The sequence below is a fragment of the Sphaerisporangium corydalis genome, from assembly GCF_025506355.1.
GTDB lineage: Bacteria > Actinomycetota > Actinomycetes > Streptosporangiales > Streptosporangiaceae > Sphaerisporangium > Sphaerisporangium corydalis.
The window spans coordinates 23,114-46,915 of sequence record NZ_JANZYP010000070.1; the positions used below are offsets into that span (position 1 = coordinate 23,114).

At 73.1% G+C, this 23,802-nt stretch carries 20 protein-coding genes; 6 read left to right on the plus strand and 14 right to left on the minus strand.

All coding sequences use genetic code 11. The features are described from left to right. Positions 1-70 precede the first annotated feature (70 nt). From NYZ98_RS34330 to NYZ98_RS34345, 4 genes are read left to right on the plus strand one after another with little or no spacing between them, the layout of a single operon-like run. Positions 71-352 carry a hypothetical protein gene (locus NYZ98_RS34330; RefSeq protein WP_262848095.1) on the plus strand — a complete coding sequence of 94 codons (282 nt, stop codon included), beginning with the start codon at positions 71-73 and terminating at the stop codon, positions 350-352. Beyond that, a complete protein-coding gene (locus NYZ98_RS34335) occupies positions 349-1,308 on the plus strand; it encodes a quinone oxidoreductase family protein (RefSeq protein ID WP_262848097.1) in 960 nt (319 codons plus the stop codon). Before NYZ98_RS34330 ends, NYZ98_RS34335 begins: the two co-directional genes overlap by 4 nt. Further along, positions 1,305-2,063, plus strand: a complete 759-nt coding sequence (locus NYZ98_RS34340) for an ABC transporter ATP-binding protein (RefSeq protein WP_262848099.1) — start codon at positions 1,305-1,307, stop codon at positions 2,061-2,063. The genes NYZ98_RS34335 and NYZ98_RS34340 overlap by 4 nt, the downstream gene beginning before the upstream one ends. After that, positions 2,060-4,549, plus strand: a complete 2,490-nt coding sequence (locus tag NYZ98_RS34345; RefSeq protein ID WP_262848101.1) for an ABC transporter permease — start codon at positions 2,060-2,062, stop codon at positions 4,547-4,549. The genes NYZ98_RS34340 and NYZ98_RS34345 overlap by 4 nt, the downstream gene beginning before the upstream one ends. Positions 4,550-4,813: 264 nt before the next feature. Here NYZ98_RS34345 and ftsY read toward each other — a convergent pair whose 3' ends face one another. From ftsY to NYZ98_RS34405, 12 genes are all read right to left on the minus strand, one after another. After that, a complete protein-coding gene (ftsY, locus tag NYZ98_RS34350; RefSeq protein WP_262848103.1) occupies positions 4,814-5,992 on the minus strand; it encodes a signal recognition particle-docking protein FtsY in 1,179 nt (392 codons plus the stop codon). Between the two features lie 111 nt (positions 5,993-6,103). Further along, positions 6,104-9,784, minus strand: a complete 3,681-nt coding sequence (smc, locus tag NYZ98_RS34355) for a chromosome segregation protein SMC (protein WP_262848105.1) — start codon at positions 9,782-9,784, stop codon at positions 6,104-6,106. A 249-nt stretch (positions 9,785-10,033) separates the two neighbouring features. Further along, on the minus strand, positions 10,034-10,228 hold the full coding sequence (locus NYZ98_RS34360) for a hypothetical protein (RefSeq protein WP_262848107.1): 195 nt from the start codon (positions 10,226-10,228) through the stop codon (positions 10,034-10,036). Positions 10,229-10,417: 189 nt separating this feature from the next. After that, the gene (locus tag NYZ98_RS34365; RefSeq protein ID WP_262848109.1) at positions 10,418-10,717 is read right to left on the minus strand and encodes an acylphosphatase; all 300 of its coding nucleotides are present in this window, start codon (positions 10,715-10,717) and stop codon (positions 10,418-10,420) included. Continuing rightward, positions 10,714-11,628, minus strand: coding sequence for a bifunctional DNA-formamidopyrimidine glycosylase/DNA-(apurinic or apyrimidinic site) lyase (mutM, locus tag NYZ98_RS34370; protein WP_262848111.1), 915 nt, complete (start codon positions 11,626-11,628; stop codon positions 10,714-10,716). The genes NYZ98_RS34365 and mutM overlap by 4 nt, the downstream gene beginning before the upstream one ends. Positions 11,629-11,631: 3 nt before the next feature. After that, the gene (rnc, locus tag NYZ98_RS34375; RefSeq protein ID WP_262848113.1) at positions 11,632-12,339 is read right to left on the minus strand and encodes a ribonuclease III; all 708 of its coding nucleotides are present in this window, start codon (positions 12,337-12,339) and stop codon (positions 11,632-11,634) included. Between the two features lie 287 nt (positions 12,340-12,626). Then, positions 12,627-12,806, minus strand: a complete 180-nt coding sequence (gene rpmF / locus NYZ98_RS34380) for a 50S ribosomal protein L32 (protein ID WP_262848115.1) — start codon at positions 12,804-12,806, stop codon at positions 12,627-12,629. Position 12,807: 1 nt separating this feature from the next. Beyond that, positions 12,808-13,380 carry a YceD family protein gene (locus NYZ98_RS34385; protein WP_262848117.1) on the minus strand — a complete coding sequence of 191 codons (573 nt, stop codon included), beginning with the start codon at positions 13,378-13,380 and terminating at the stop codon, positions 12,808-12,810. 48 nt (positions 13,381-13,428) lie between these two features. Continuing rightward, positions 13,429-13,905, minus strand: a complete 477-nt coding sequence (gene coaD, locus NYZ98_RS34390; RefSeq protein WP_262848119.1) for a pantetheine-phosphate adenylyltransferase — start codon at positions 13,903-13,905, stop codon at positions 13,429-13,431. A 15-nt stretch (positions 13,906-13,920) separates the two neighbouring features. Next, positions 13,921-14,490 (minus strand): 16S rRNA (guanine(966)-N(2))-methyltransferase RsmD, encoded by a 570-nt coding sequence (rsmD, locus tag NYZ98_RS34395; protein ID WP_262848121.1) that lies wholly within the window; start codon positions 14,488-14,490, stop codon positions 13,921-13,923. Positions 14,491-14,884: 394 nt separating this feature from the next. Beyond that, positions 14,885-17,068: an ATP-dependent DNA helicase RecG gene (gene recG / locus NYZ98_RS34400; protein WP_262848122.1), complete on the minus strand. Its 2,184-nt coding sequence runs from the start codon at positions 17,066-17,068 to the stop codon at positions 14,885-14,887. Positions 17,069-17,135: 67 nt separating this feature from the next. Then, positions 17,136-18,794 carry a DAK2 domain-containing protein gene (locus NYZ98_RS34405; RefSeq protein WP_262848123.1) on the minus strand — a complete coding sequence of 553 codons (1,659 nt, stop codon included), beginning with the start codon at positions 18,792-18,794 and terminating at the stop codon, positions 17,136-17,138. A 361-nt stretch (positions 18,795-19,155) separates the two neighbouring features. Here NYZ98_RS34405 and rpmB point away from each other — a divergent pair, with 361 nt between their 5' ends. Next, positions 19,156-19,341 (plus strand): 50S ribosomal protein L28, encoded by a 186-nt coding sequence (gene rpmB, locus NYZ98_RS34410; protein WP_262848146.1) that lies wholly within the window; start codon positions 19,156-19,158, stop codon positions 19,339-19,341. A gap of 182 nt (positions 19,342-19,523) precedes the next feature. Then, positions 19,524-20,120 (plus strand): hypothetical protein, encoded by a 597-nt coding sequence (locus tag NYZ98_RS34415; protein WP_262848125.1) that lies wholly within the window; start codon positions 19,524-19,526, stop codon positions 20,118-20,120. A gap of 51 nt (positions 20,121-20,171) precedes the next feature. On the opposite strand, the gene thiD is transcribed toward NYZ98_RS34415, so the two are convergent. After that, a complete protein-coding gene (gene thiD / locus NYZ98_RS34420) occupies positions 20,172-20,963 on the minus strand; it encodes a bifunctional hydroxymethylpyrimidine kinase/phosphomethylpyrimidine kinase (protein ID WP_262848128.1) in 792 nt (263 codons plus the stop codon). 73 nt (positions 20,964-21,036) lie between these two features. Continuing rightward, positions 21,037-23,757, minus strand: a complete 2,721-nt coding sequence (locus tag NYZ98_RS34425; RefSeq protein WP_262848130.1) for a hypothetical protein — start codon at positions 23,755-23,757, stop codon at positions 21,037-21,039. Between the last annotated feature and the right edge of the window lie 45 nt (positions 23,758-23,802).

Consider the following 23,802-nt stretch of genomic DNA (forward strand, 5'->3'; position numbering starts at 1 on the left):
CTCCCCTCCGGACTCTATCAGTGCTAGAGTTCCCTATCAGTGATAGAGAGTCCTGCCAGAGGAGACAACGATGAGACACCGGCACTCGCTCCGCGACCTGCTGCACCTGGCGACCCATCGCATTCCGGGGATTCCCCCGCACACCGAGTGGCCGACCGGCCACCAGGGCCAGGCCCACCACAGCCACGGCCAAGCCCACTACGGCCATGGGCGGCGGCACTCGCTCACGCACGACCGTCCGCACCACGGTTCGCACCACCACGGGTCAGGCCACTCGCCGGCCCGTCCGCCTCGCGTCCTGGTGGCGTGGCAGACGCGGATCGCCCGGTTGTTCGGTCAGGAGCTGGGATGAAGGCGGCGGTGCTGCACGAGGCCGGCGGCATCCCGCGTTATGAGGACTTCCCCGATCCGGTGGCCGGCGACGGCGAGGTGATCATCGACGTCAGGGCGGTCTCCGTCGAGAACGTCGACAAGGCGATCGCGGCGGGCACGCACTACGCCAGCGAGAAGTACAGCGGCCAGTTCCCGGCGATCCCCGCCTTCGACGGCATCGGCGCCCTCCCGGACGGCACGCTCGTCGGGTTCGGCAACATCCGCCTGCCCTACGGCGCGCTCGCCGAGAAGACCGTGGTGCCCCAGGGCTCCTACATGCCGATCCCCGACGGCATCGACCCGGCCGTGGTGGCCGTGATGGCCTCGGCCGTCACCGCGATGTCGATGAAGACGGCCGCGGGGTTCGTTCCCGGTGAGACGGTGCTGGTGCAGGGCGCCACCGGGGTCGCCGGGCGGCTCGCGGTCAAGGTGGCCCGGCTGCTGGGCGCCGGCCGGATCGTCGCCACCGGCCGCGATGACGACCAGTTGCGCGAGGTACAGGCCATCGGCGCCGACACGGTGATCAACACCGCGGTCTCCGACGAGGCGCTGGCGCAGGCCTACCTCGACGCCAGGGGGGACGGATACGACGTCGTCCTGGACTACCTGTGGGGCAGGCCCAGCGAGATCCTGCTGCGCGCGCTGGTGCCGCGGTCGTTCGCGTTCGGCAAGCCGACCCGGGTGGTCCAGATCGGCGAATCGGCCGAGACCGTGATCACGCTCGCCGGGTCGAGCCTGCGCACCTCCGGCGTGGAGATCTACGGTGCGGCCAAGGGGCTCAACCCGCGGACCATGGACGAGGTGTACCAGCAGATCGTGACATGGACGCGGTCCGGCGAGCTCACCTTCGACGTGGAGAAGGTCCCGCTGAGCGACATCGAGGCCGCCTGGCAGCGAACCGATCTGCGCGGTCGCCGGCTGGTCGTGGTGCTTTGACCGTCGCAGGCCGGGCCTCGGTGGAAGGCCCGGCCGTCTCGTTGCGTGCTGTGGGCAAGGTCTTCGGCAGCGGGTCCGGCGAGGTCGAAGCGCTGCGCTCGGTGAACGCCGACTTCGGCCGCGGCACCTTCACCGCCGTCATGGGGCCGTCCGGCTCAGGCAAGTCGACGCTGCTGCAGGTCGCGGCCGGTCTCGACCGGCCCACCTCTGGCGAGGTGCTGCTCGCCGGGCACGACCTGGCCAAGCTAAGCGAGACGAAGCTGACCCTGCTGCGCCGCGACCGCATCGGCTTCGTCTTCCAGTCCTTCAACCTGCTGCCGTCGCTGACCGCCGAGCTCAACGTCGGCCTGCCAATGCGGCTCGCCGGGCGAAAGCCGCAGCGGGCGGCGGTCCTCGATGCGCTCGGCGCCGTCGGACTGGCCGACCGCGCCGGGCACCGCCCCGCGCAGCTCTCCGGCGGCCAGCAGCAGCGGGTCGCCATCGCGCGGGCCCTCATCGCCCGGCCCGAGGTGGTCTTCGCCGACGAGCCCACCGGCGCGCTCGACTCGGCCGCGAGCCGACAGGTGCTCGACATCCTGCGCGACCTCGTCGACCGGGAGCGGCTCACCGTCATCATGGTCACCCACGACCCGTTCGCCGCGTCCTTCTCCGACCGCGTGCTGTTCCTCACCGACGGTCAGGTCACCGGCGAGCTCACCGAGCCCACCGCCGAGGCGGTCGCCGCCCGGATGACCCGGCTGGAGGTCCCGTCGTGATCGCCCTGGCCTGGCAGACCGTCCGGGCCCGGATGGGCGGCTTCGTCGGCAGCTTCGTCGCGCTCGCGTTCGGCGTCGCGCTGCTGACCACGTCGGCGCTGTCCGCGCTCAGCGCGCTCGGCACCGGCGACGGCCGCGCCGCCTGGCTTGCCCGGGCCGACGTCGTCGTCGCCGGCACCGCCTCGGCCACCCTCACCGCCGACGACGCCACCGGGCCGCCCGGCGTCGCCGATACCGTCGAATCCCGGGCGCTGCCGGGCGACCTGCCCCGGCGGCTGTCCACCGTGGACGGTGACCTCGTCGTCGACCACGCCGGCTACGCCACCGTCGAGGGCGAGACGGGCGACCGGATCCACCCCTGGTCGGTCGCGGCCCTGCACCGCTCCACCTGGGCCGCGGGCGGACCCCCGGCGGGGCCGGACGGCATCGTGCTCACCTTGCCCACCGCCCACCGGGTCGGCGACCGGATCACCGCGCAGACCGCCGCCGGGCACCGCGAGTTCGTGGTCAGCGGTGTACTCGGCACGACCGCGCCGGCCGCGTTCTACACCACCGACGCCGTCGCCGCCGAGCTCGCCGGCGACCGGATCGCCGTGATCGCGCTCACCGCCCGCCCGGGCACCACCGCGGCCGCGCTGGCCGGGCAGGTACGTGCCGCCGCCGGCGACCAGGGCGCCGGCGGGGCCGTGCGCGTGCTCAGCGGCCGGGACCGGGTCGACGCGGCCCCGGACCCCGACTACCAGCTGCGCACGGCCGCGCTCATCGTGCTGGGCAACAGCGCCGGCATCGGCCTGGTCGTCGCCGCGTTCGTCGTCGCGTCGACGTTCGCCTACTCCGTCGCCACCCGGCGGCGCGAGTTCGGGCTGCTGCGCTCGGTCGGGGCGACGCCCCGCCAGGTCGGCCGGCTCGTGCTCGGCGAGGCCATGACCGTGGCCGTCGTCGCCTGCCTGGCCGGCGCCGCCCTCGGCTACGCCGTCGCCGCGCCGTTCGCCCACTGGCTCGCCACCGTCGGCCTCGCCCCGCCCGGGTACACCGCCCGGTTCATCTGGTGGGCGGTGGCCGCGGCGATCGGCGTGGGCCTGCTCGTCGCGCTCGTCGCCGCGTGGCTGTCGGCCCGGCGGGCGGGGCGGATCAGGCCGGCCGAGGCGCTGCGGGAGGCCACCGTCGACCAGCGCGCGATGACGGTCGGCCGGTGGATCGCCGGCCTGCTCGCCGTCGGTGGCGCCGTGCCGCTGGCCGTCGCCTTCTCCGCATTGGACCCCGCCGCCCTCACGGGATACTTCTTCCTCGTGGTACTGCTGCTCATCACCGGCTGCGCCCTCCTCTCCCCGGTGCTGCTGCGGCCGCTCGTCTGGCTGCTGACCGCACCCGCCGCGGCCACCGGAGGCGCGACCGGGACCCTGGTACGGCACAGCGCGCTGACCGCGATGCGCCGCACGGCGGCCACCGTCGCGCCGATCGTCATCACCATCGGCCTGGCGGCCGGGGCGTTGGTCGGCGAGTCCATCATCACCGAGACCGGGCGGGCCGCCGCGGAGCACCGCGTCGTCGCGTCCGCCCTCGTCTCCGGGCCGGTCTCCGAGGGGACCGTGGCCGCGGTGGCGCGGGCGCCGGGGGTCAGGGCCGGTGTCGCCGTCACCGACCGGCCGGTGTACGTGTACGAACTCAACCCGCCGTACGACTGGACCGGTCGCTACGTAGACGGCCCCGCCCTGTCCCGCGTCGTGCACCTGCCGGTCGTCGCCGGCAGCCTCGACGACCTCACCGGAACCGACACGGTCGCGGTGCCCGTCGGCCGCCGGCGGCTCGGCGACACGCTGCGCATCGCGCTGGCCGACTCCACCGAGGTGTCGCTCCGCGTGGTGGCCGTCGTCGACGACCAGATCGACCTGGCGCGGACGCTGCTGCTGCCGGCCGCCCTGCTCACCGGGCACAGCGGCGCGCCGCTCGCCGACCTCGTCTACCTCGATCTCGAGCCCGGCGCCGACACCGGCCCGGCGGCGGCCGCGGCCGCGGCGGGCGGCGGGGCGCTGGTACCGACCGCGCGGTTCCACGCGGTCCTCGACGCCGAGGGCGACCGGCTCAACAGCCTGGCCACCCTCGCACTGCTCGGGATGGCCCTGCTGTACACCGCCATCGGTATCGCCAACACGCTGCTCATGGCGACCAGCGGCCGGGCGCGCGACGTGGCGGTGCTGCGGCTGTCGGGGGCGACGCCCGGCCAGGTGCTGCGCATGATCGGCGCGGAGGCCGTGCTCGTCACCGCGCTCGGGGCGGTGTTGGCCGTGGTCGCCGTGGTGCCCGCGGTCGCCGGGCTCGTGCTCGCGCTGCGAGGCAAGAGTCCGGAGGTGCTCGTCGTGATGCCGTGGTGGCCGGTCGCCGCGATCGCCGGCGCCTGCCTCGTCATCGCACTGACCGCGAGCCTGGTACCGGCGGTCGTACTGGTCCGCCGACGACCTGCCGACCTGGCGAGCACCTGGGAGTAACGGCGTCCACGCCCACGCTGCCCGGCATCGAGCAACGCTCTCAGAGTGAGAGTCTCGGCTGTGATGAGCACCGGACGCATGGACCGGATCGGCCCGGCAGTCCCCCGAATCGGAAGGGATCGTTCCTCGCTCCGACCAGGGCGAAGCTCCCGAACAAACGCCCGAGCGGAGCGAGGCCCTTTTCGAGCGGAGCGAGGGACCTTCCTGGCCCGGTGAGCTAGGCCTGTTTCCGAGCGGAGCGAGGATCGTTCTGTGGGGGTTCGGTCAGTCGCCGAGGATGGCGTCGACGAAGGCTTCGGCGTCGAAGGGGGCCAGGTCGTCGGGGCCCTCGCCGAGGCCCACGAGCTTGACGGGGACGCCGAGCTCGCGCTGGACCGAGATGACGATGCCCCCCTTGGCGGTGCCGTCGAGCTTGGTCAGGACGATGCCGGTGATGTTGACCACCTCGGCGAACACCTGGGCCTGGCGCATGCCGTTCTGCCCGGTGGTCGCGTCCAGGACGAGCAGGACCTCGTCGACGGTCGCCCTCTTCTCGATGACCCGCTTGACCTTGCCGAGCTCGTCCATCAGGCCGGTCTTGGTGTGGAGGCGGCCGGCGGTGTCGATGATGACCGCGTCGACCTTGTCCTCGATGCCCTTGCTCACGGCGTCGAAGGCCACCGAGGCCGGGTCGGCGCCCTCGTCCTTGCGGACCACCTCGGCGCCGACGCGCTCGCCCCAGGTCTGGAGCTGGTCGGCCGCGGCGGCCCTGAAGGTGTCGGCCGCGCCGAGGACGACCCTGCGGCCGTCGCCGACCAGCGCGCGGGCGAGTTTGCCCGTGGTGGTGGTCTTGCCGGTGCCGTTGACGCCGACGACGAGCACGATGGCGGGCCGCTCGCCGTGGGGCGTGGTGTGCAGGGTGCGGTCCATGTCGGCGCCGACCTGGATGAGGAGCTGCTCGCGGAGCAGCGCGCGCACCTCGTCGTGGCCGCGCGAGCCGAGCACCTTGACCTTGGTGCGCAGCTCCTCGACCATCGCGCGGGCCGGGGCGACGCCCACGTCGGCGGTGATCAGCGTGTCCTCGATCTCGTCCCAGGCGTCGTCGTCCAGGCGGTCGCGGGAGAGCAGCTCCAGCAGGCCCCTGCCCAGCGCGCTCTGCGAGCGGGCCAGCCGGGCGCGGAGCCGTACGAGGCGGCCGGCGGACGGGGGCGGGATCTCGATCGCGGGGACCGCCGGGGCCACGGGCTCGACCGGCCTGGCGGGCGGCGGGACGGTGGTCGTGGCGGCGTCGTCCTCGACGACGCCGGTGGCCGGGGCCCGTTCCTCCTCACGGAGGGCCGGCGCCTCCGATGGCGGGACCGGAGGCGCGTGCCGATCGCGGGGCCGGAAGAGCAGGAACATGCCCCCCGCCGCGAGCAACGCGACGAGGAGAACGATCACGATGATGCCGAGATACCCATCCACAAGATGTCAGTTTCCCAGACGACCGGCCATGATGGCGCCCGGGCTCGCCCAAGCCACCCCCGATATACCGACATTTCCGGAAATCGCCAGGTTATCGATGGCCAATGGGGGTCAGGCGGTTTCGCGTTCGCGGAGGCGTTGGCTGACGACCTGGGTGACGCCGTCCCCGCGCATGCTGACCCCGTACAGCGCGTCGGCGATCTCCATCGTGCGCTTCTGGTGCGTGATCACGATGAGCTGTGAGCTCTGCCGCAGCTCCTCGAAGAGCGTGAGCAGCCGCTGGGTGTTGGTGTCGTCGAGCGCGGCCTCGACCTCGTCCATCACGTAGAACGGCGACGGCCGCGCCTTGAAGATCGAGATGAGGAACGCCACGGCGGTCAGCGACCGCTCGCCGCCCGACAGCAGGGACAGGCGCTTGACCTTCTTGCCCGGCGGCCTGGCCTCCACGTCGACGCCGGTGGTGAGCATGTCGGCGGGGTCGGTCAGCAGCAGCCGCCCGTCGCCGCCGGGGAAGACCCGGGAGAAGATGGCCTCGAACTCGCGCGCGACGTCCTCGTAGGCGGCCGTGAAGACCTGCTCCACGCGCTCGTCGACCTCCTTGACCACGGTCAGCAGGTCGCGCCGCGTCTTGCGCAGGTCCTCCAGCTGGGAGTTGAGGAAGGTGTGGCGCTCCTCCAGCGCCGCGAACTCCTCGAGCGCCAGCGGGTTGACCTTGCCGAGCTGGGTCATCTGCCGGTCGGCCACCCGGGCCCGCTTCTCCTGCTCCTCGCGGACGTACGGCACCGGCTCGCCGTCCTCGCCGGGCACGGGCTGGTCCGGGCCGTACTCGGAGATCAGGGCGTCCATCTCGACCCCGTACTCCTCCATGGCCCGGGTCTCCATCTGCTCCAGGCGCAGGCGCTGCTCGGTGCGGGCGACCTCGGTGCCGTGCACGCGGTTGACCAGCTTGTCGAGCTCGCCGGACAGCTCGCGCACGGCCGTGCGGACGGACTTGAGCTCGGCGTCGATCTCGCCGCGCGCCCGCTCGGCCTCGTCGCGCTCCTGGGCCGCCAGCGCCAGGGACGCCTCGAGCACCCCGAGCGCGCGGCCGGCGCCGTGGACGACCGCTTCCGCGACCTGGGCCTGGGCCCGCCGCCGTTCCCGCAGGGCCGCCGCACCCGCCCGTTCCTCGCGCTCACGCCTGGCCGCGCGCATGAGCTGGTCGGCGCGGCCCTCGATGCCCTTGACCCGCTCCTCGGACGTGCGGACGGTGAGGCGGGCCTCCATCTCGCTCTGGCGGGTCACCGAGCAGGCGACGGCCAGCTCGTCCCGCGTGTCGGTGGTCGGCTCGGCGGACAGCTCGTCGGCGTACTCCGCCTCGGCGAGGCGCTCTTCGAGCTCCAGCACGCCGGCCAGGTCGCGGTCGCGCGCCTCCTCGGCGGTGACGACGTTCTTCGCCAGCCGGTCGCACTCGTCCCGCGCGGCCTTGGCCGCCGCGTCGAGCTGGGCCAGCCGCCGGGCCGCGGCGGCCACCCGCTGGTCGGCCTCGCGCTGCCTGCCGCGCAGCCGGTCGAGCACGCCTTGGGCGGCGTTCACCCCGGCCTGGGCGGTGTTCACGCCGGTCTGGGCCTGGGCGGCCCACGTCTGGGCGGCCTCGACGGCCTGCTGCGCCGCGCGTTCGGCGCCGGCGGCCTCGGACAGGGCGGCGGCCGAGCGCTCGGCGTCGGCGCCCGACTCCGCCAGGTCGGCCACGGCCTGGTCGAGCGCCGCGCGCACCTGGAGCACGGAGGTGCCGCCGCCGGACCCGCCGTGCGCGAAGAACGCGCCGACCAGGTCGCCCGTCCAGGTGACCGCACGCAGGTCGGGGCGCTCCTCCACGAGCTTCCTGGCCACCGTCACGTCGTCCACCACGACGACGCCGGACAGCAGGCTCTCGACGGCGGGGCGGAACGCGTCGGACACCTCCACCAGGTCGCGGACCCACGGGGCGCCGTCGACGGCGGCGGGGCGCGGGACGGCGGCGTCGGAGGCGATGACCAGGCCCGCCCGGCCGGCGTCCTCGGCGCGGAGCAGCTCGACGGCGTCCACGACGGTGGACAGGGACTCGACGGCGACCGCCTCGGCCGCGGCGCCGAGCACGGCCGCGACGGCCGGTTCCGCGCCCGGCCTGACGGTCATCATCGTGGCGAGCGGCCCGAGCACGCCGGACAGGCCGGCGGACAGGAGCGCCGCGCCGCCGTCCGCGCCCTGGGAGATGCCCATCCGCAGGGCGTCCCGCCGGGCCTCCAGGGCGGCGACGGCCCGCTGCGCCTTCTGGTCGGCGGCCTGGGCCGCGGCCGTGGCCGAGCGCGCCGCGGCGAACTCCCTTCTCGGGGTCTCGGCGGCGACCTTGGCCTCCTCGACGGCGGTCCTGGCCTCCTCCACGGCGGCCTGGGCCTCGGCGACGCCCTGCTGTGCCCGCGCCAGCTCCTCGGCGAGCGCGGGATCGCCGCCGGGCTCGTCCAGCTCCTGCGCGTCGCGGTCCTCGGCCGCCCGCTCGCTGCGCTGCCGCGCCTCGGCGAGCGCCTTGGCCAGCCGCCCGATCTCCTCCTCTGCGGCCCGCGCGCGCCCGCGCACGGCGGCCACCTCGCCTCGCAGCTTGGCCAGGCTCTCCCGCCGGTCGGCGGCGGCCCGCGCCGCGGCGGCCAGGCGCCTCTCCTCGCCCGCGAGCGCGGTCTCGGCGTCCGCCCGGCGCCCGACGGCCTGTTCGAGTATCGTCTCGGCCTGCTCCAGCTCGATCTTGAGCGCCTCCTCGCGGGCGCCCACCTCGGCGGCCTCGCGCTCGTAGTCCTCGGGGTCGCGCCCGCGCCGTTCGATGGAGGCGGCCTCGACGGCGTGGCGGTGGCGCTCGGAGGCGAGGGTCTCGACGCTGTGCAGGCGCTCCTTGAGTGCCGACAGGCGGTAGAAGGTCTCCTGGGCGGCGGCCAGGCGGGGCTGCGCAGCGCCCTCCGCGGCCTCCAGCTCGGCCTCGCGAGCCTGCCCCCGCTCCAGGTCGGACTCGACCTGGGAGCGCCTGGCACGGATCTGGGCCTCGTCGGCCGCCTCGCGGTCGAGGTGGCCGCGGAGCCGTACGACGTCGTCGGAGAGCAGGCGCAGGCGCGCGTCGCGCAGGTCGGCCTGGATGACCGCGGCCTTCCTGGCGATCTCGGCCTGGCGGCCCAGCGGCTTGAGCTGGCGGCGGAGCTCGTTGGCCAGGTCCTGGACGCGGGTGAGGTTGGCCTGCATGGCGTCGAGCTTCCGCAGCGCCTTCTCCTTGCGCTTGCGGTGCTTCAGTACGCCGGCGGCCTCCTCGATGAACGCCCTGCGCTCCTCGGGCCCGGCGTGCAGGACGGCGTCGAGCTGGCCCTGGCCGACGATCACGTGCATCTCGCGGCCGATGCCGGAGTCGGACAGCAGCTCCTGGATGTCCAGGAGGCGGCAGGTGTCGCCGTTGATGGCGTACTCGCTCTGGCCCGATCGGAACATCAGCCGGCTGATCGTGACCTCGGTGTAGTCGATCGGGAGGGCGCCGTCGGTGTTGTCGATCGTGAGCGTCACCTCGGCGCGGCCGAGCGGCGGCCGGGAGGAGGTGCCGGCGAAGATGACGTCCTCCATCTTGCCGCCGCGCAGGGACTTGGCGCTGTGCTCACCCATGACCCAGGCCAGGGCGTCGACCACGTTGGACTTGCCGGACCCGTTCGGCCCGACCACGCAGGTGATGCCGGGCTCGAAGCGCAGGGCGGTGGCCGAGGCGAAGGACTTGAAGCCGCGCAGGGTGAGGTTCTTGAGGTACACGCGCCGACCCCCCGTCCGCTCCGAGATCGCCCGCAGGCCTCGGGGACGATCCTCGGGGGCACCCTACCGGCTCATGGGCCGCGAAAGTGCGCAGGCGGCGATGCTCGGCGGCGGGGAGGGCGCGACATCTCGCTCAGGGCATGCTTAAGAACCCACCGAGCGGGGTAACCACCAGGCAAAGAAACCGGGTAAATGACAAGGGACGCCTTTGCGGGGCGTCCCTGACAGTGTGATGCCGTACCGAACCTCTCAGGTGAGGGCCGGCTCGCGATCTTGCAGACGAGCGAACGCCTCATCGCGCGACTGCGCGGCGAGAGCGTCGTTCTGGGCCTGGAGCCTTGTGAGCTCTGCCTCCAGATCCCGGATTCGCTGCTGGAGACGGCGCATTTCCGAGACCATTCGAGGGTCAAGACCGCCGACGTGGCCGAGTAGAGCCTTCGCCATGGTTAAGGGTCCTCCACGCTGAGTGACCAAACTGGTTCGCGCACTTCTTGCCGCGGGAGGGGTGCGCGTGTTTCCTATCAAGAGTCGCACCGGCAAAGGAGGCGGTCAAGTTGAACGCTCCCCATGAATGCACCAATGGGCACTCCCGACATGTAAATATACCGCATTTAGGGGGTTTAAGGGAAGCGGCTACCGCTCCACGAATCCATCGAAACCACCGCGAACCACCGACCACCGCTCTACCACCACGTCTACCCGCCCGGGGGTGTCGCCACCCCTGAGCTGGGAAAGCAGCTTCTCGCAGGCCTCGCGGGGGCCCTCCGCCACCACCTCGACCCGGCCGTCGGCGAGGTTCGAGGCCGAACCCACCAGTCCGAGCTCCAGCGCCCGGGACCGCGCCCACCAGCGGAAACCCACTCCCTGGACCCGGCCGCGCACCCAGACGTTGAGACGAACATCACTCTCGTCCGCGTCCGGAAGGCCGCTCATGACCCCACCCGGGGTTGACACGAGGGGCAACTGTAGGAGGACCTGTTCATGAACGCCTCCCGCAGGACGGGACCGCCGCACCGGGCGCACGGCTCGCCCTCCCTGCCGTACACGTTGAGTGACCGCCCGAAGTAACCACTCTCGCCGTTCACGTTGACGTAGAGGCTGTCGAACGAGGTGCCGCCCTGGCCGAGCGCCTCGCCCAGCACCTCGCGCACGGCCGCCAGCAGCTCGCCGGTCCTGCGCGTCGACAGGGTGCGCGTGGGGGTCCCGCCGTGCAGGCCCGCACGCCACAGCGCCTCATCGGCGTAGATGTTACCCACGCCGCTGATCAGCGACTGGTCCAGCAGCGCCCGCTTGACCTCGGTCTGCCTGGCGGTCAGCCGCAGCGCGAACACCTCGTCGTCGAACGCCTCTTCGAGCGGGTCGGCCGCGATGTGCGCGATCGGCTCGGGCACGGAGCGGCCGAGCGTCACCAGCGGGGCGACCAGAAGGTGGCCGAACGTGCGCTGGTCCACGAACCGCAGCTCCGGGCCCCCGTCGTCGAAGGCCAGCCGTACCCGCAGGTGCTTCTCGACGGGGGACCCGCGCTCGACGACCAGCAGTTGCCCGCTCATCCCCAGATGGGCCAGCAGCGCCTCGGAGGCCTCTTTGACGTCACCGGCTTCCCCGGCCGCTCCGGCGGCCTCAGCGTCGCTCACGGCCTCACCCAGGGGCATCCACAGGTATTTGCCCCGCCGCTCGGCAGAAAGCAGCGTGCGGCCCGCGAGCCGGCCGGTGAACTCGGCGGCCCCCGGGACGTGCCGGCGGATCGCACGGGGGTGGACGACCTCGGCCTCGGCGACCGTCCGTCCGGCGACCCAGCGCGAGAGCCCCCGCCGCACGACCTCAACCTCGGGCAACTCGGGCATGGGCTAGCTTGCCGCCTTCTCCAGCTTCGCCTGCGCGTCGCTCTTCGCCTGGGCGTCGCTGCGGGCGCGGATCGCCGTCCAGGCGGCCTCCGCGGCCTGCTGCTCGGCCTCCTTCTTGCTGCGCCCGGCACCCGAGCCGTACTCCTGGCCGCCGACCCGCACGACGGCGGTGAACGACTTGGCGTGGTCGGGCCCGCTCTCGTCGACGTGGTACTCGGGCACGCCGAGCATCTCCGAGGCCGTCAGCTCCTGCAGGGAGGTCTTCCAGTCGAGACCGGCCCCGAGCGACGCCGAGCGCTTGATCAGCGGGTCGAAGAGCAGGTGGACCACGCGGAAGGCCTCGTCCAGGCCCTTGTCGACGTAGACGGCGCCGATCAGCGCCTCCAGGGTGTCGGCGAGGATCGAGGACTTGTCACGGCCTCCCGTGCCCTCCTCGCCCCGGCCCAGACGGGTGAAGCGGCCGAGGTCCAGGGCGCGCGCCACGTCCGCCAGGGCGCGCATGTTGACGACCGCCGCCCGCAGCTTGGCGAGCTGGCCCTCCGGCAGGTCGGGATGGCCACGGAACAGGGTGTCGGTGACCACCAGGCCCAGCACCGAGTCGCCCAGGAACTCCAGGCGCTCGTTGGTGGGCAGGCCACCGTTCTCGTACGCGTACGAGCGGTGCGTCAGCGCCCGCTCGAGAAGCGCGTCGTTCAGACGGACGATGAGCACGCGCTCAAGCTCGTCCCTCGCGACCTCTACGGCAATCGGCTTTCCACCTGCGGCCACGTCTCCTCCTCGGACGGGAATCTCCGGCCGTCACGCAGCACGTCACGACCATGGTCGCGATGGCGGATGGAAACGCGTTGCCCGAAAACGTGGTGGACGCCGGGAGATTGCGGCAACCCCGGCGCCCACCACGGCCGCGGGCGAACCGCCACCGCACGCCTTGGACGGTGGACGGACGTCCCGGCCGGATGCGAGGCATCCGGCCGGATCACCGGCCACCGCAGGCGTGATCAGGCCGACGGCTCGATGACCTGACGGCGGTTGTAGGTGCCGCAGGTCGGGCATGCCACGTGCGGCAGCTTCGGCGACCGGCACTGGTTGCAGCTAACGAGCACGGGCGCGGTGGCCTTCCACTGCGCGCGGCGGGAGCGGGTGTTGCTCCGCGACATTTTCCGCTTCGGGACTGCCACGTCAACCCTCCTGGTCATTGGTGTTGTCGGACATCAGGCCTTGCAACGACGCCCAGCGGGCGTCGACCTTCTCGTGCCGGTGGTCCGGGCCGGCCTCCGCCAGCTTGACCCCGCACTCCACGCACAGCCCGGGACAGTCATCACTGCACACCGGGCTCAACGGCAGTGCGAGCACCACCGCGTCGCGGAATGTCGGCTCGAGATCGAGCAGTTCACCGTCGAGGAGTGAGTCGTCCTCGGCGGCTTCTTCCGCCGAGTAGAAGAAGAGCTCCTGGAAACCGACCTCGATCTCCGAGGTCAGCGGATCCAGGCAGCGCGAACACTCTCCGCTGAGGGGAGCCTTCGCCGTGCCCGTGACGAGCACGCCTTCCATCACCGCCTCGAGCCGCATGTCCAGCTCGATTTCGGCGTCCTTCTCGACGCCGATCATGCCGACGGAGAGATTCACCGGTGCCGGGAGTGAACGGGAGATCCCGCGCATAGAACCCGGTCGCCGCCCCAGATCGTGGGTAGAGATCACCCAGGGGGCACGGGGGTCGAGGCTATGCAGCGTCTTCCTGCTCTCTTGAGGCATGGCGAATCACCGCCGTCGTACAAGGCCGATTAGAAAGAATACCAGGACTTAGCCGCGCAGCCGCTCGACGAGCATCTGGTGCACGAGATCGGGCACGAGTCCGGACACATCCCCACCATACCGGGCGATCTCCTTCAACCTGCTCGACGACAGGAAGGAGTACTCCGGGTTGGTCGACATGAAAAGGGTCTCCACGCCGGACATCCGGTAGTTGAGCTGGGCCATCTGCAGCTCGTAGTCGAAGTCGCTGACCGCGCGCAGGCCCTTGACGATGGTCGGGATGCCCTGCTGCTTGCAGAAGTCCACGAGCAGCCCGTAGAACTTCTCGACGCGCACGTTGCCGTACTCCAGCGTCACCGCCTGGAGCGTCTCGATGCGCTCGTCCACGGTGAACAGGCTCTTCTTCTCCACGTTGATCAGCACGGCGACGACGACCTCGTCATACAGACGGGACGTGCGGCCGATGATGTCAAGGTGACCGTTGGTGACCGGGTCGAAGGACCCCGGGCAGACGACACGACGCAAGGCTTACCCCCAGTTTCACTGGTTCCCGGCGGCGCGACCGTACCAAACAGACGCCTCGCCATAGCGACGGACCCTCTCCTGTTCGAACCCGGAGGGCCAGACAAGGTCCTTCCCCCGTGACTCGCGCTCCACCGCCACCAGCGCGTCCTCCGTGAGCCAGCCGTTGTCGCGCAGGCTCTCCAGCACCTGGTGGACCATCTCGTCGGGGACGGCGTAGGGCGGGTCGGCGAACACGAAGTCGTAGGGCTCCGCGCACGTGGCGGCCACCAGCCGCTCGACCCGCTCGCCCGCGACGACGGCTCCCGGCAGGCCGAGCACGGCGATGTTCTCCCTGATCGTGCGCGCGGCCTTGGCGTCGGACTCGACCAGCAGCGCGTGCGCGGCCCCGCGCGACAGCGCCTCCAGGCCCACCGCGCCCGATCCGGCGTACAGGTCGAGCGCTCTGGCGCCGTCGAGCGCCCCGAGGAGGGAGCCGACGGTGGAGAACAGCCCTTCCCTGGCGCGGTCGCTCGTCGGCCGGGTGCCACGCCCCGGCGGGACGGCGATCCGGCGCCCTCCGGCGGCTCCTGCGATGACTCGGGTCACCCGCCCATTCTGGCCGCATCCGCCCCCGCGCGACGCCTCGGCGCCTCGGCGGCCCTCGGTTCCGGTCGGGCGGCCTCCCAACGGCCCCGTTACGGGGGTCCCAGGTCAAGAGTGGCCAAGTGTCGGCGAGGAATGCGCAAGGGTCGTTCCCCACCGCCGTCCCAGCCCACATGATGAGTTCTGCGGCCTTCATGGTGACCCAGGGGAAGGCCGACCGGCGTGATCGTGAGCCCTTCCGCGCGCCGGTACCCTCGGCACCTGACCCGAGGGTGGGCCCAGCCGGGGACGGCATTCGGGGGGAGGCCGTCCCAAGGCTGGGCCCTGGGTCATTTCACAGACCCAGGCCCCCCGACGCGGCGGCATCTCACACGGACCCAGGCCCCTCGCGTGGCGGTCAGGCCTTTTCGAGGTAGTCGGCGCGGTCGTCGCCGAGGAGACGGTCGATCTCGGCCCTCAGCTCCGGATGCCCGCTCAGCTCGGGGTCGCCCGACAGCAGCCCCGCCGCCTCCGCCCGCGCGTCGCTGATCACGTCCTCGTCGCGCAGCAGCCGCAGCATCTTCAGCGAGGACTTGCGCCCCGACTGAGCCGCGCCCAGCACGTCGCCCTCGCGCCGCTGCTCCAGGTCGACCCGGGACAGCTCGAAGCCGTCGAGGGTGCCGGCGACGGCGTCCAGCCGGTCGCGCGCGGGGGTGCCCACGGGGAAGTCGGTGACGAGCAGGCAGAGCCCCGGCAGGCCGCCTCGGCCGACGCGCCCGCGCAACTGGTGGAGCTGGGAGACGCCGAACCGGTCCGCGTCCATGATCACCATCACCGACGCGTTCGGGACGTCCACTCCGACCTCGATCACGGTGGTGGCGACCAGCACGTCGACCTCGCCCCGCGTGAACGCGCGCATCACCGCGTCCTTCTCCTCGGGAGGGAGGCGCCCGTGCAGCACCTCCACGCGCAGGCCGGAAAGCGGCCCGCCCGCGAGCATCGGGGCGACCTCCAGCACGGCCAGCGGCGGGCGCCGCTCCTCGTCCGGCTCCTGCGCCCCGCCGCCCAGGTCGCCCTCGTCGCCCTCCAGGTCGCCGATGCGGGGACAGACGATGTACGCCTGGCGGCCGAGGCCGACCTCCTCCCGGATGCGCTCCCAGGTGCGGTCGAGGAAGTGCGGCTTGTCCGAGACGGGCACGACGTGGGTCGTGATCGGCGCCCGGCCGGCGGGGAGCTGGGTCAGGGTGGACACCTCCAGGTCGCCGAAGACGGTCATGGCGACCGTGCGCGGGATCGGGGTCGCCGTCATCACCAGCACGTGCGGGCGGCCGTCCCCGGCCTTCTCGCGCAGCGCGTCACGCTGCTCGACGCCGAAGCGGTGCTGCTCGTCCACGACGACGAGGCCGAGGTCGGCGAACTGGACGTGCTCCTGCAGCAGGGCGTGGGTGCCGACCACGATGCCGGCGGCGCCCGAGGCCGCGTCCAGCAGCGCCACGCGCCGCCCCGCGGCCCCCATCGAACCGGTCAGCAGGGTCACCGCCGTGCCGCCGAACACGCCGCCCGTGCCGAGGTCGCCGAGCATGCGCGTGATGGAGCGGTGGTGCTGCTGCGCCAGCACCTCGGTGGGGGCCAGCAGCGCGGCCTGCCCCCCGGAGTCGACGACCTGGAGCATCGCGCGCAGCGCCACCACGGTCTTGCCCGCCCCGACCTCGCCCTGGAGCAGCCGGTGCATCGGATGGTCCTTCGCCAGCTCGGCCGCGACCTCGGCGCCGACCGCGACCTGGCCGTCGGTGAGCTGGAACGGCAGCCTGGCGTCGAAGTCGGCCAGCAGCCCGTCCGGCAGTCCCGGGCGGGGGGTGGCCGGCCACGCGGCGGCGGCCTGGCGGCGCCGGGCCAGCACGGCCTGGAGCACGAAGGCCTCGTCGAACTTCAGGCGCGTGCGCGCCCGCGCGATGTCGCCCTGGTCGCGCGGGCGGTGGACGGCCTCCAGGGCGTCGGCCAGGCCGGGCAGCCGCCTGCGGGAGCGAAGCTCGGCGGGCAGCGGGTCGGGAAGCGGGCCGAGCGTGTCCAGCACCACGCCGATCGCCCTGCGGATCACCCAGGACGTGACGCCGCCGGCCGCCGGGTAGATCGGGACCGGCGCGGCGGCGAACTCGGCGGCCGAGGAGTCGGTCTCCTCGAAGGGCTCGAACTCGGGGTGGTTGAGCTGCCATTTGGCCCGCTCGCCCCGGCCGAACCGCCCCACCTTGCCGGAGAACATCGCGCGGGTGCCGGGCTTCAGCCGGCCCTCGACCACGTGGGAGACCTTGCCGAAGAACGACAGGTAGATCGTGTTGCGCCTGCCGTCGACGACCTCGACCTCCAGCCAGGTGCCGGCGCGGTTGCGCATGGGCTTGCGCATCAGGCGCGACACCTCGCCGACCACGGTGACGTGCTCGTCGACCTCCAGGGCGTCCAGCGCGGTCAGCTCACCCCGCTCGGCGTACCGCCGGGGGTAGTGGCGCAGCAGGTCGCCGACCGTGGAGAGGTTGAGCGAGCTCTCCAGCGGCTTGGCCGTCTTGGGGTCAAGCGCCTTGATGAGCGGCTCGTCGAAACGCGTCACGTCACCAAGTTCTACCGTTCCCGGCCGACAAGAACACGCCATCCTCCCCGGCCCGCGCCGACGCGGGTCATTCCACGCCGATGAGGAGGGGGTAGCCGCCCTGGCCGCCTTCGTAGCTGACGACCTCGATGTCCGGGCGCACGTCCTCCAGGTGGTCCTGTACGGCGCGGGCCAGCGACGGGCCGGCGTCCAGGCCCACGATCAGGGTGACCAGTTCGCTGCCGACCGAGAGCATGCGGGAGGTGACCTCAACGGCGATGTCCTCCACGGCCGTGCCGATCAGGGCCACGTCGCCGTCGATCACCCCGAGCACGTCGCCGGGGCGGCACATGCCCGCGCTGGTCATGGCCTCGCGGTCGGCCACCCAGACGTGGCCGTGGCGGGTGTGCCCGGCGGTGTCGGTCATCGCCACCACGTCGTCGTCGAAACGGCGCAGCGGATCGTGCACGGCGAGCGCGGCCAGTCCCTGCGCGGTCGCCTTGGTCGGCAGCACGCTGACGACGACGCCCTCCTCGCGGGCGATCTCGGCGGCGGCCACGGCCACGGCGTTCACGCCGACGTCGTTGGGCAGCACCGCGACCTCGGTGCCCGCCTCCCTGATCGCGGCCACCACCGCCGCCAGCGCGGGGGTGGACCCGGGCTCGCGGCGGACCACCACCGCGCCCGCCTGCGCGAACAGCCGCGCGATGCCGTCCCCTGCCGCCACGGCGACCACGCCGCGCCCGTTCCCGGCGCGGTGGGTGCGCGCGGGCGCGGTCAGATAGACGATCTTGAGACGGTACGGCCGGCCGGCGCGCATCCCGGCCTCGATCGCGGCCCCGGCGTCGTCCACGTGGACGTGCACGTTCCACAGGCCCTCTCCCCCGACCACCACCAGGGAGTCGCCCAGCCGGTCCAGTTCGGCCCGCAGGCCGTCCACGGCGGCCTCGTCCGCGTCCAGGAGGTACATCACCTCGTACCCCGGCCCCGCCGCGGCCTCGGGCTCGCGTCCCGCCTCCGCCACGGTCTCGGGCCCGTGCTCAGGCACCGCCGGCGCCTCGGACCCGTACCGGGCGGGCACCTCGTAGCGGCCGGCGTAGGAGCCGGTGAGGACGGCCGCCAGGGTCTCCATGATGACGGTCAGCCCCGCGGCGCCGGCGTCCACGACGCCGTTGCGGGCGAGCACGTCGAGCTGGCCGGTGGTGCGGCCCAGCGCCGCGCGGGCCGAGGCGGCGGCCCTCCCGGCCACCTCGGCGGGCGCGCCCGAATGGTCACGCACCTCGTCGGACATCGAGGTGAGCACGCTGAGGATCGTCCCCTCGACGGGTCTCGCGACGGCCTTCCTGGCCAGCTCGGCCGCCCTGACGATCGCTTCTCCGAGGTCACGGCCCTCGCCCGGGGCGTGCTTGAGCACCTCGGCCATGCCTCGGAGCGCCTGGCTGACGATCACCCCCGAGTTGCCCCTGGCGCCGAGCAGGGCGCCGTGGGCGAGGGTCCGCCATGTCGTCGCGGCGTCGGCGTCCTCGGGGAGGCCGTCGACGGCCTCGGCGGCCGACAGCATCGTCAGGTGGAGGTTCGTCCCGGTGTCGCCGTCGGGGACCGGGAACACGTTGAGCGCGTCGATCTCCGCCCTGGCGCGGCCGAGCGCGTCGGCGCACAGCCGGGACCATCGGCGTACGGTCGGGGCGTCGAGGACCTGGAGGGGCTCGTGGCCACGCGCGCCCGCGCCGGCGGCCTCCGAAGGCATGTGGCTCCCTCCCGGGCGGGACTCCCGGCCGATCGCCTCCCGCACACGGGCGACCATACTGCGCGGCGTCCCCCGGCGCGCTCCCCGGACGCCCGCGCCGTACGTACCCGCGCCGTACGCGCCGTGGATGTCCGCCCGTGAGGGTCCGCGTCGTGCCCGCCGCCGGCGCGAGCGAGCACGAGGCCTCTGGGGATGCGCTACGGTTGGTGGTACGAGATTATCGTCGTTCGCCGGTTCCCCCATTTGGCGTGCATCGGGCGGCATCGGATACTCTCGTGTGGCCAGCCGGTTGTCCCGGCATGCCCGACCACCGCTTCTACCTCGGTTTCGGGCTCATTGACTGATCTAAGGAGCGATGACCGTGGCTTCCGTCTGCGACGTTTGCGGCAAGGGGCCGACTTTCGGCAACAACATCTCGCACTCGCACCGCCGCACCCGCCGCCGTTGGAACCCCAACATCCAGCGTGTGCGCGCCATGGTGGGCAGCACGCCGAAGCGGCTGAACGTGTGCACCTCCTGCATCAAGGCGGGTAAGGTCACCCGCTGACCTGATCTTCACAACGGCCCGTCGTCCCCAGGGGACGGCGGGCCGTCCGCGTTCCGTATCGGAAACGCCGCCACGGCCGGGGAATCCGGGTGCATGGGGGGAAGATCGGTGGGTAGCGGGTCCTCGTGCCGAACCCGCCCGTAAACCTGAGTGTCAACGCCTCGACCGGCCAGAAGGTCACTGTGTCGGTCATAGCGCTTCTCTTCCTGGCCGTACTCGGCGGCATCGCCGGTGTGGCGGCCCTCGTCCTTGGAGGGTTCACCTCCGATGTCCCGTCGGGGAACCTCGCCGAGTCGTCGTTCGGCTCGGGCGAGGGCGAGACGGTCACCACCACGGTCAAGATGATCTTCGCGGTGATCGCCCTGCTCATGGTGGGGTTCGTCGCCACCATGGTCCTCGGGACCTACCGGCGGCGCGCCGTACTGGACGGCACCACGCTGGAGGTCCGCGGCCTGCTCGGAACGCGCCAGGCGGACCTCGCCGCGTCCCGCGTGTGGATCGACTCCGAGCCTGAGTACGTCAGGAACCCGAACGGCGAGGGCACGATCCCGACGGGACGCCGCGTGCCTCACCTGGTCGCCGAGGACGGGCGGAACCGGCGGAAGATCAGGCTCCGCCTGCACAGCATGGCCCGCACCCTGCTGCCGCCGCACGAGCTCAACGCCCTGGCCGACGCCATCGACACCGGCGCGCGCCCCGGCCAGGACGCCGCCCAGGCCACGAGCACCTCGTCCCTGCTCCGCCGCCTCGCCGACGACCCCATCGCCCGGCTCATGTGACCTCGCGGCGCCCGATCAGTCCGCGTGCGCCGGACATGCCCCCGCGAGCGGTCAGGGGCGGCGCCAGAGCCAGCCGTGGTCGACCGGGCCGATGCCGGCGCCGAGGGCGAAACCGTGGGCGATCGCCCCGGTGACGTACAGCTTGGCCTTCTCCACGGCGGCCGGGACGTCCTCGCCCATGGCCAGGTAGGACGCGATGGCCGAGGCCAGCGTGCAGCCGGTGCCGTGGGTGTGCCGGTTGTCGTGCCGCTCGGCGGAGAAGCGGTACTCCCTGGCGCCGTCGGTGAGCAGGTCGACGGGCGGGCCTGGCAGGTGACCGCCCTTGATCAGCACCCACGTGGAGCCGAGCTCCAGCACCGCCTCGGCCGCCGGGCGCAGCCCGTCCTCGTCCACGACCTTCACCGACGTGAGCTGCTCGACCTCCCACAGGTTGGGGGTCACGACGGTGGCCACGGGCAGCAGCCGGGTCGCGAGGGTGTGGACGGCCTCGGGCGCCAGCAGCGGATCGCCGTGCTTGGAGACCCCGACGGGGTCGACGACCACCGGCGCCTCCACCCCGGCCAGCACCTCGGCGACCACCTCGACCAGTTCGGGGGAGGCGAGCATGCCCGTCTTTATGGCCTGGGCGCCGATGTCGCCGAGCACCGATTCGAGCTGGGCGCGCACCGCCTCGGCCGGGAGCTCCCAGTAGCCCTGCACGCCGACCGAGTTCTGCGCGGTGACGGCGGCGATCACGCTCATGCCGTGGACGCCGAGCGCGAGCATCGTCTTCAGGTCCGCCTGGATGCCCGCGCCCCCGCCGGAGTCGGAACCTGCGACGGTCAGTACACGAGGAGGGCTCATCCCTCCATCAAACCAGGGCCGGACCACCCTCTCGCCCGGTCACGGCGGACCGGGCGAAGGGGTGGTTCCCGGTCTACTGGGCTTGGGCCGCGAAGCCGTTCTCGGTCACCTCGACGCGGCAGGTGCCTCCGGTCAGTTCGCAACTGCTCGGCGCGGTGGAGTCGCCGTCGGCGACGAAGGAGACCACCACCTGCTCGTCCTGGGCCAGCGCCTCGGTGGAGCTCAGGACCAGGGTGTCGCCCTCCTGGGTCCAGTCGGCGCCGTCGGCGCCGGTGACGTCGCCGCCCACCCGCATCCGCAGGCTCCACCCGTCCAGCTCCGTACCCGTGTTCGTCACGGTGAGCTGGCCGGTGTAACCGGTGTCGGTCACTCCGGAGACGCCGAAGTCGACGGCCACCCGGCCCGGCGAGACGACCGGGTTGCTGTCGTCCACGTTCGGGGTCGGGTCCGGCGACGGCTCGTCGGTCTCCTCGATCGTCGTCGGCGTGGGCTCGGGGGTGTTGCGCGGCGTCTTGCTCGGCTTGGGGGTGGGGGTGGCCCTCGTACGGTCCGGTGTGGGGCGCGCGGAGGAGACGGGGGTCCTGGGCACCCGTGAGGCGCTCGCGGTCGGCTTGGGCGATCTGGAGGCCTTGGGGGACGCGGTCTCGTCGCCGGAGGCGTCGGCCGTGGAGGTGTCCTCCGGTGCGGACGTCGTGTCGCCCGAGGGCTTGGCCGGCGCGATGGCGGCGCAGACCTGGCCCGAGGGGCAGTCCGGTGCCTTGGTGAGGTCGACCTGCGTGGAGGACAGCTTGACGCCGATGAAGGCGGAGCCGATGGCGGCCACGACCGCGAGCGCGGACAGCGCCGCCAGGCGCCGGCCCCGCCCGGGTCCCCGCCGTCCCTCGCCGTCATCGTCGTCGTCCGGTGGCCAGGGCCCGTCCGGGCCCGAATGCCGTCGCCCGCCCATGCGCGAGTCCCGCCGGCCGTCTTCGCCCGGCGCCTGACGCCCACCCGGGCGCTCCTCCGCGCCGAAGGCCTGACGTCCCTCGCCATCCGCCACAGGGCGTCCGTCCGCCCCGAGGGCGGTACGTCCGTCCGTACCTGCCGCAGAACGTCCGCCCATGCCGGGCGCCGTACGTCGGTCCGTACCCGGCGCCGTACGTCCGGCCATGCCGGGCGCCGGGCGCGCGTCGACTCCTTGGGCCTGGCGCCCGTCCGTTCCTTGGGTCTGGCGTCCGTCCGTGCCTGCGGCCCAGGTCCCGTCCGGGCCGGGGACGCGCGCGCCGTCCGTACCGGCGGCCTGGGATCCGTCCGCGCCGGGGGCCCACGCTCCGTCGGCACCGGGCGCCTGCGGGCCGTCCGTACCGGGGCTCCAGGCCCCGTCCGTACCGGGCGTCCACGTGCCGTCCGTGCCCGGGGACCGGTTGCCGGCCGCGATCGCGTCCTGGGCGCGCCGCTCCTCCTCCGCGCGCTGGCGGCGGCGCTCGGCGCGGCGCCCGCCGCGCCGCTTCTCGTTCTCGGGAGCCTGGCCCAGGATGTCGGCCTCGCCGGCTCCTGAGCCGAGGAACCCGTCGGCGCGGTCGAGCATCGGATCCGGCCCGAGGAAGCCGCCGTCGTCGTCGGCCGGCCCGTACCCGGCGGCTCCGCTCTCCCGTAACGCGCGCTGGTCGGAAAGCCCGAACCCCTGACCGGCCCGCCGGTCGTCACGACCGGGCCCCTGCGGGGGCCGCTGGTCGTCGCGGCCCGCCTGGGGGGCCTGCTGGTAGGGGAAGCCGCCGCGCGCCTGGACGGGCCGCGCCGCGCGTCCCTGCTCCGGACGCTGGTCGAGAGGGCCGGCCAGTTCTTCCGGCACGCGGTCGGGGTCTATCGGGCTGAGGTCCCAGGCGGTGGGCTCCTCGACACCCATCGCTCCAAGGTCCCCCAGCCGGTGGTGGGCGGGCCCGGACGGCTGGAAGGGGTCCGGGGAGCCTGCTGGCTCGACGGGGGCGGCACCGGGGCTCTGGAGGCCCTGGGCGCCTTCCCGCGCGCTCGGCGGGGCGGCCGGGACCGGGTCGTCCCACGAACTCGGCCACGCGGGACGGGACGCTCCCGAGTCGGCGCCACCGCCGGCGGGCTGGAACAGGGCTCCCGTGCCACCGCCCGGTGCGAGAGGCTCGCCGGCGGACTGGAACGGGCCCCTGGCCTCGTCACCCTGCCGGAACGCGTCCTCACCGCCCTGCGGGAACGGCTCGTCGCCACCGTTCGGGTAGGGGTCGCCCTCCGGCAGGAAGGAGTCGTCGGGCTGGAACACATTGCCAGCGGGCACGACCTGCTGGAACCGGCCGCTGCCAGGCGGGAACGATTCGCCTGCGCCAGGCTGGAACGGGTTCCCTGCGGAGGCGCCCTGCTGGAAAGGGTCGCCGCCCGGGAGGAACGAGCCGCCCGGCTGGAACCCATCAGCGGCAGGGGCGCCCTGCTGGAAGCCGTCACCCTGGTGGAACGGGTCGGGGCCGCCCGCGCCCGGCTGGAACCCGTCAGCGGCGGGGGCACCCTGCTGGAAAGGGTCGCCCGCGGGGCGGAACGGGGGCTGGAAGGGCTCGGCGGGGGCCGGGCGGAGGGAGTCCTCGTCGACCGGCTCGGGTGGCGGCTCGCCGGGAGCCGACCACCGCGGGTGCTCACTGTCCGGGTCGTCGAGCCACCCCGGGCCGTCAGCCTCGCTCAGCCACTCCTGGGTCCCCCGCTCGTCGTCGTCACCCCACCCCGGAACTCCCTGCTCACCCGCCCACTCGGAGTCGGCTTCCCGACCTCGGGATGACTTGTGGCGTCCCCGTCCCATGAAGCGCCTTCCTTGTAGAAACCACGGCGCCCATCTTCATAACAC

What these genes read in the sequence shown, in the direction of transcription:
- NYZ98_RS34330 (WP_262848095.1), top strand. Translation starts at nt 71, where the DNA reads ATGAGACACCGGCACTCGCTCCGCGACCTGCTGCACCTGGCGACCCAT.
- NYZ98_RS34335 (WP_262848097.1), top strand. Translation starts at nt 349, where the DNA reads ATGAAGGCGGCGGTGCTGCACGAGGCCGGCGGCATCCCGCGTTATGAG.
- NYZ98_RS34360 (WP_262848107.1), bottom strand. Translation starts at nt 10,228, where the DNA reads ATGGCGAAGGCTCTACTCGGCCACGTCGGCGGTCTTGACCCTCGAATG.
- NYZ98_RS34365 (WP_262848109.1), bottom strand. Translation starts at nt 10,717, where the DNA reads ATGAGCGGCCTTCCGGACGCGGACGAGAGTGATGTTCGTCTCAACGTC.
- mutM (WP_262848111.1), bottom strand. Translation starts at nt 11,628, where the DNA reads ATGCCCGAGTTGCCCGAGGTTGAGGTCGTGCGGCGGGGGCTCTCGCGC.
- NYZ98_RS34385 (WP_262848117.1), bottom strand. Translation starts at nt 13,380, where the DNA reads ATGCCTCAAGAGAGCAGGAAGACGCTGCATAGCCTCGACCCCCGTGCC.
- NYZ98_RS34405 (WP_262848123.1), bottom strand. Translation starts at nt 18,794, where the DNA reads ATGCCTTCGGAGGCCGCCGGCGCGGGCGCGCGTGGCCACGAGCCCCTC.
- thiD (WP_262848128.1), bottom strand. Translation starts at nt 20,963, where the DNA reads ATGAGCCCTCCTCGTGTACTGACCGTCGCAGGTTCCGACTCCGGCGGG.
- NYZ98_RS34425 (WP_262848130.1), bottom strand. Translation starts at nt 23,757, where the DNA reads ATGGGACGGGGACGCCACAAGTCATCCCGAGGTCGGGAAGCCGACTCC.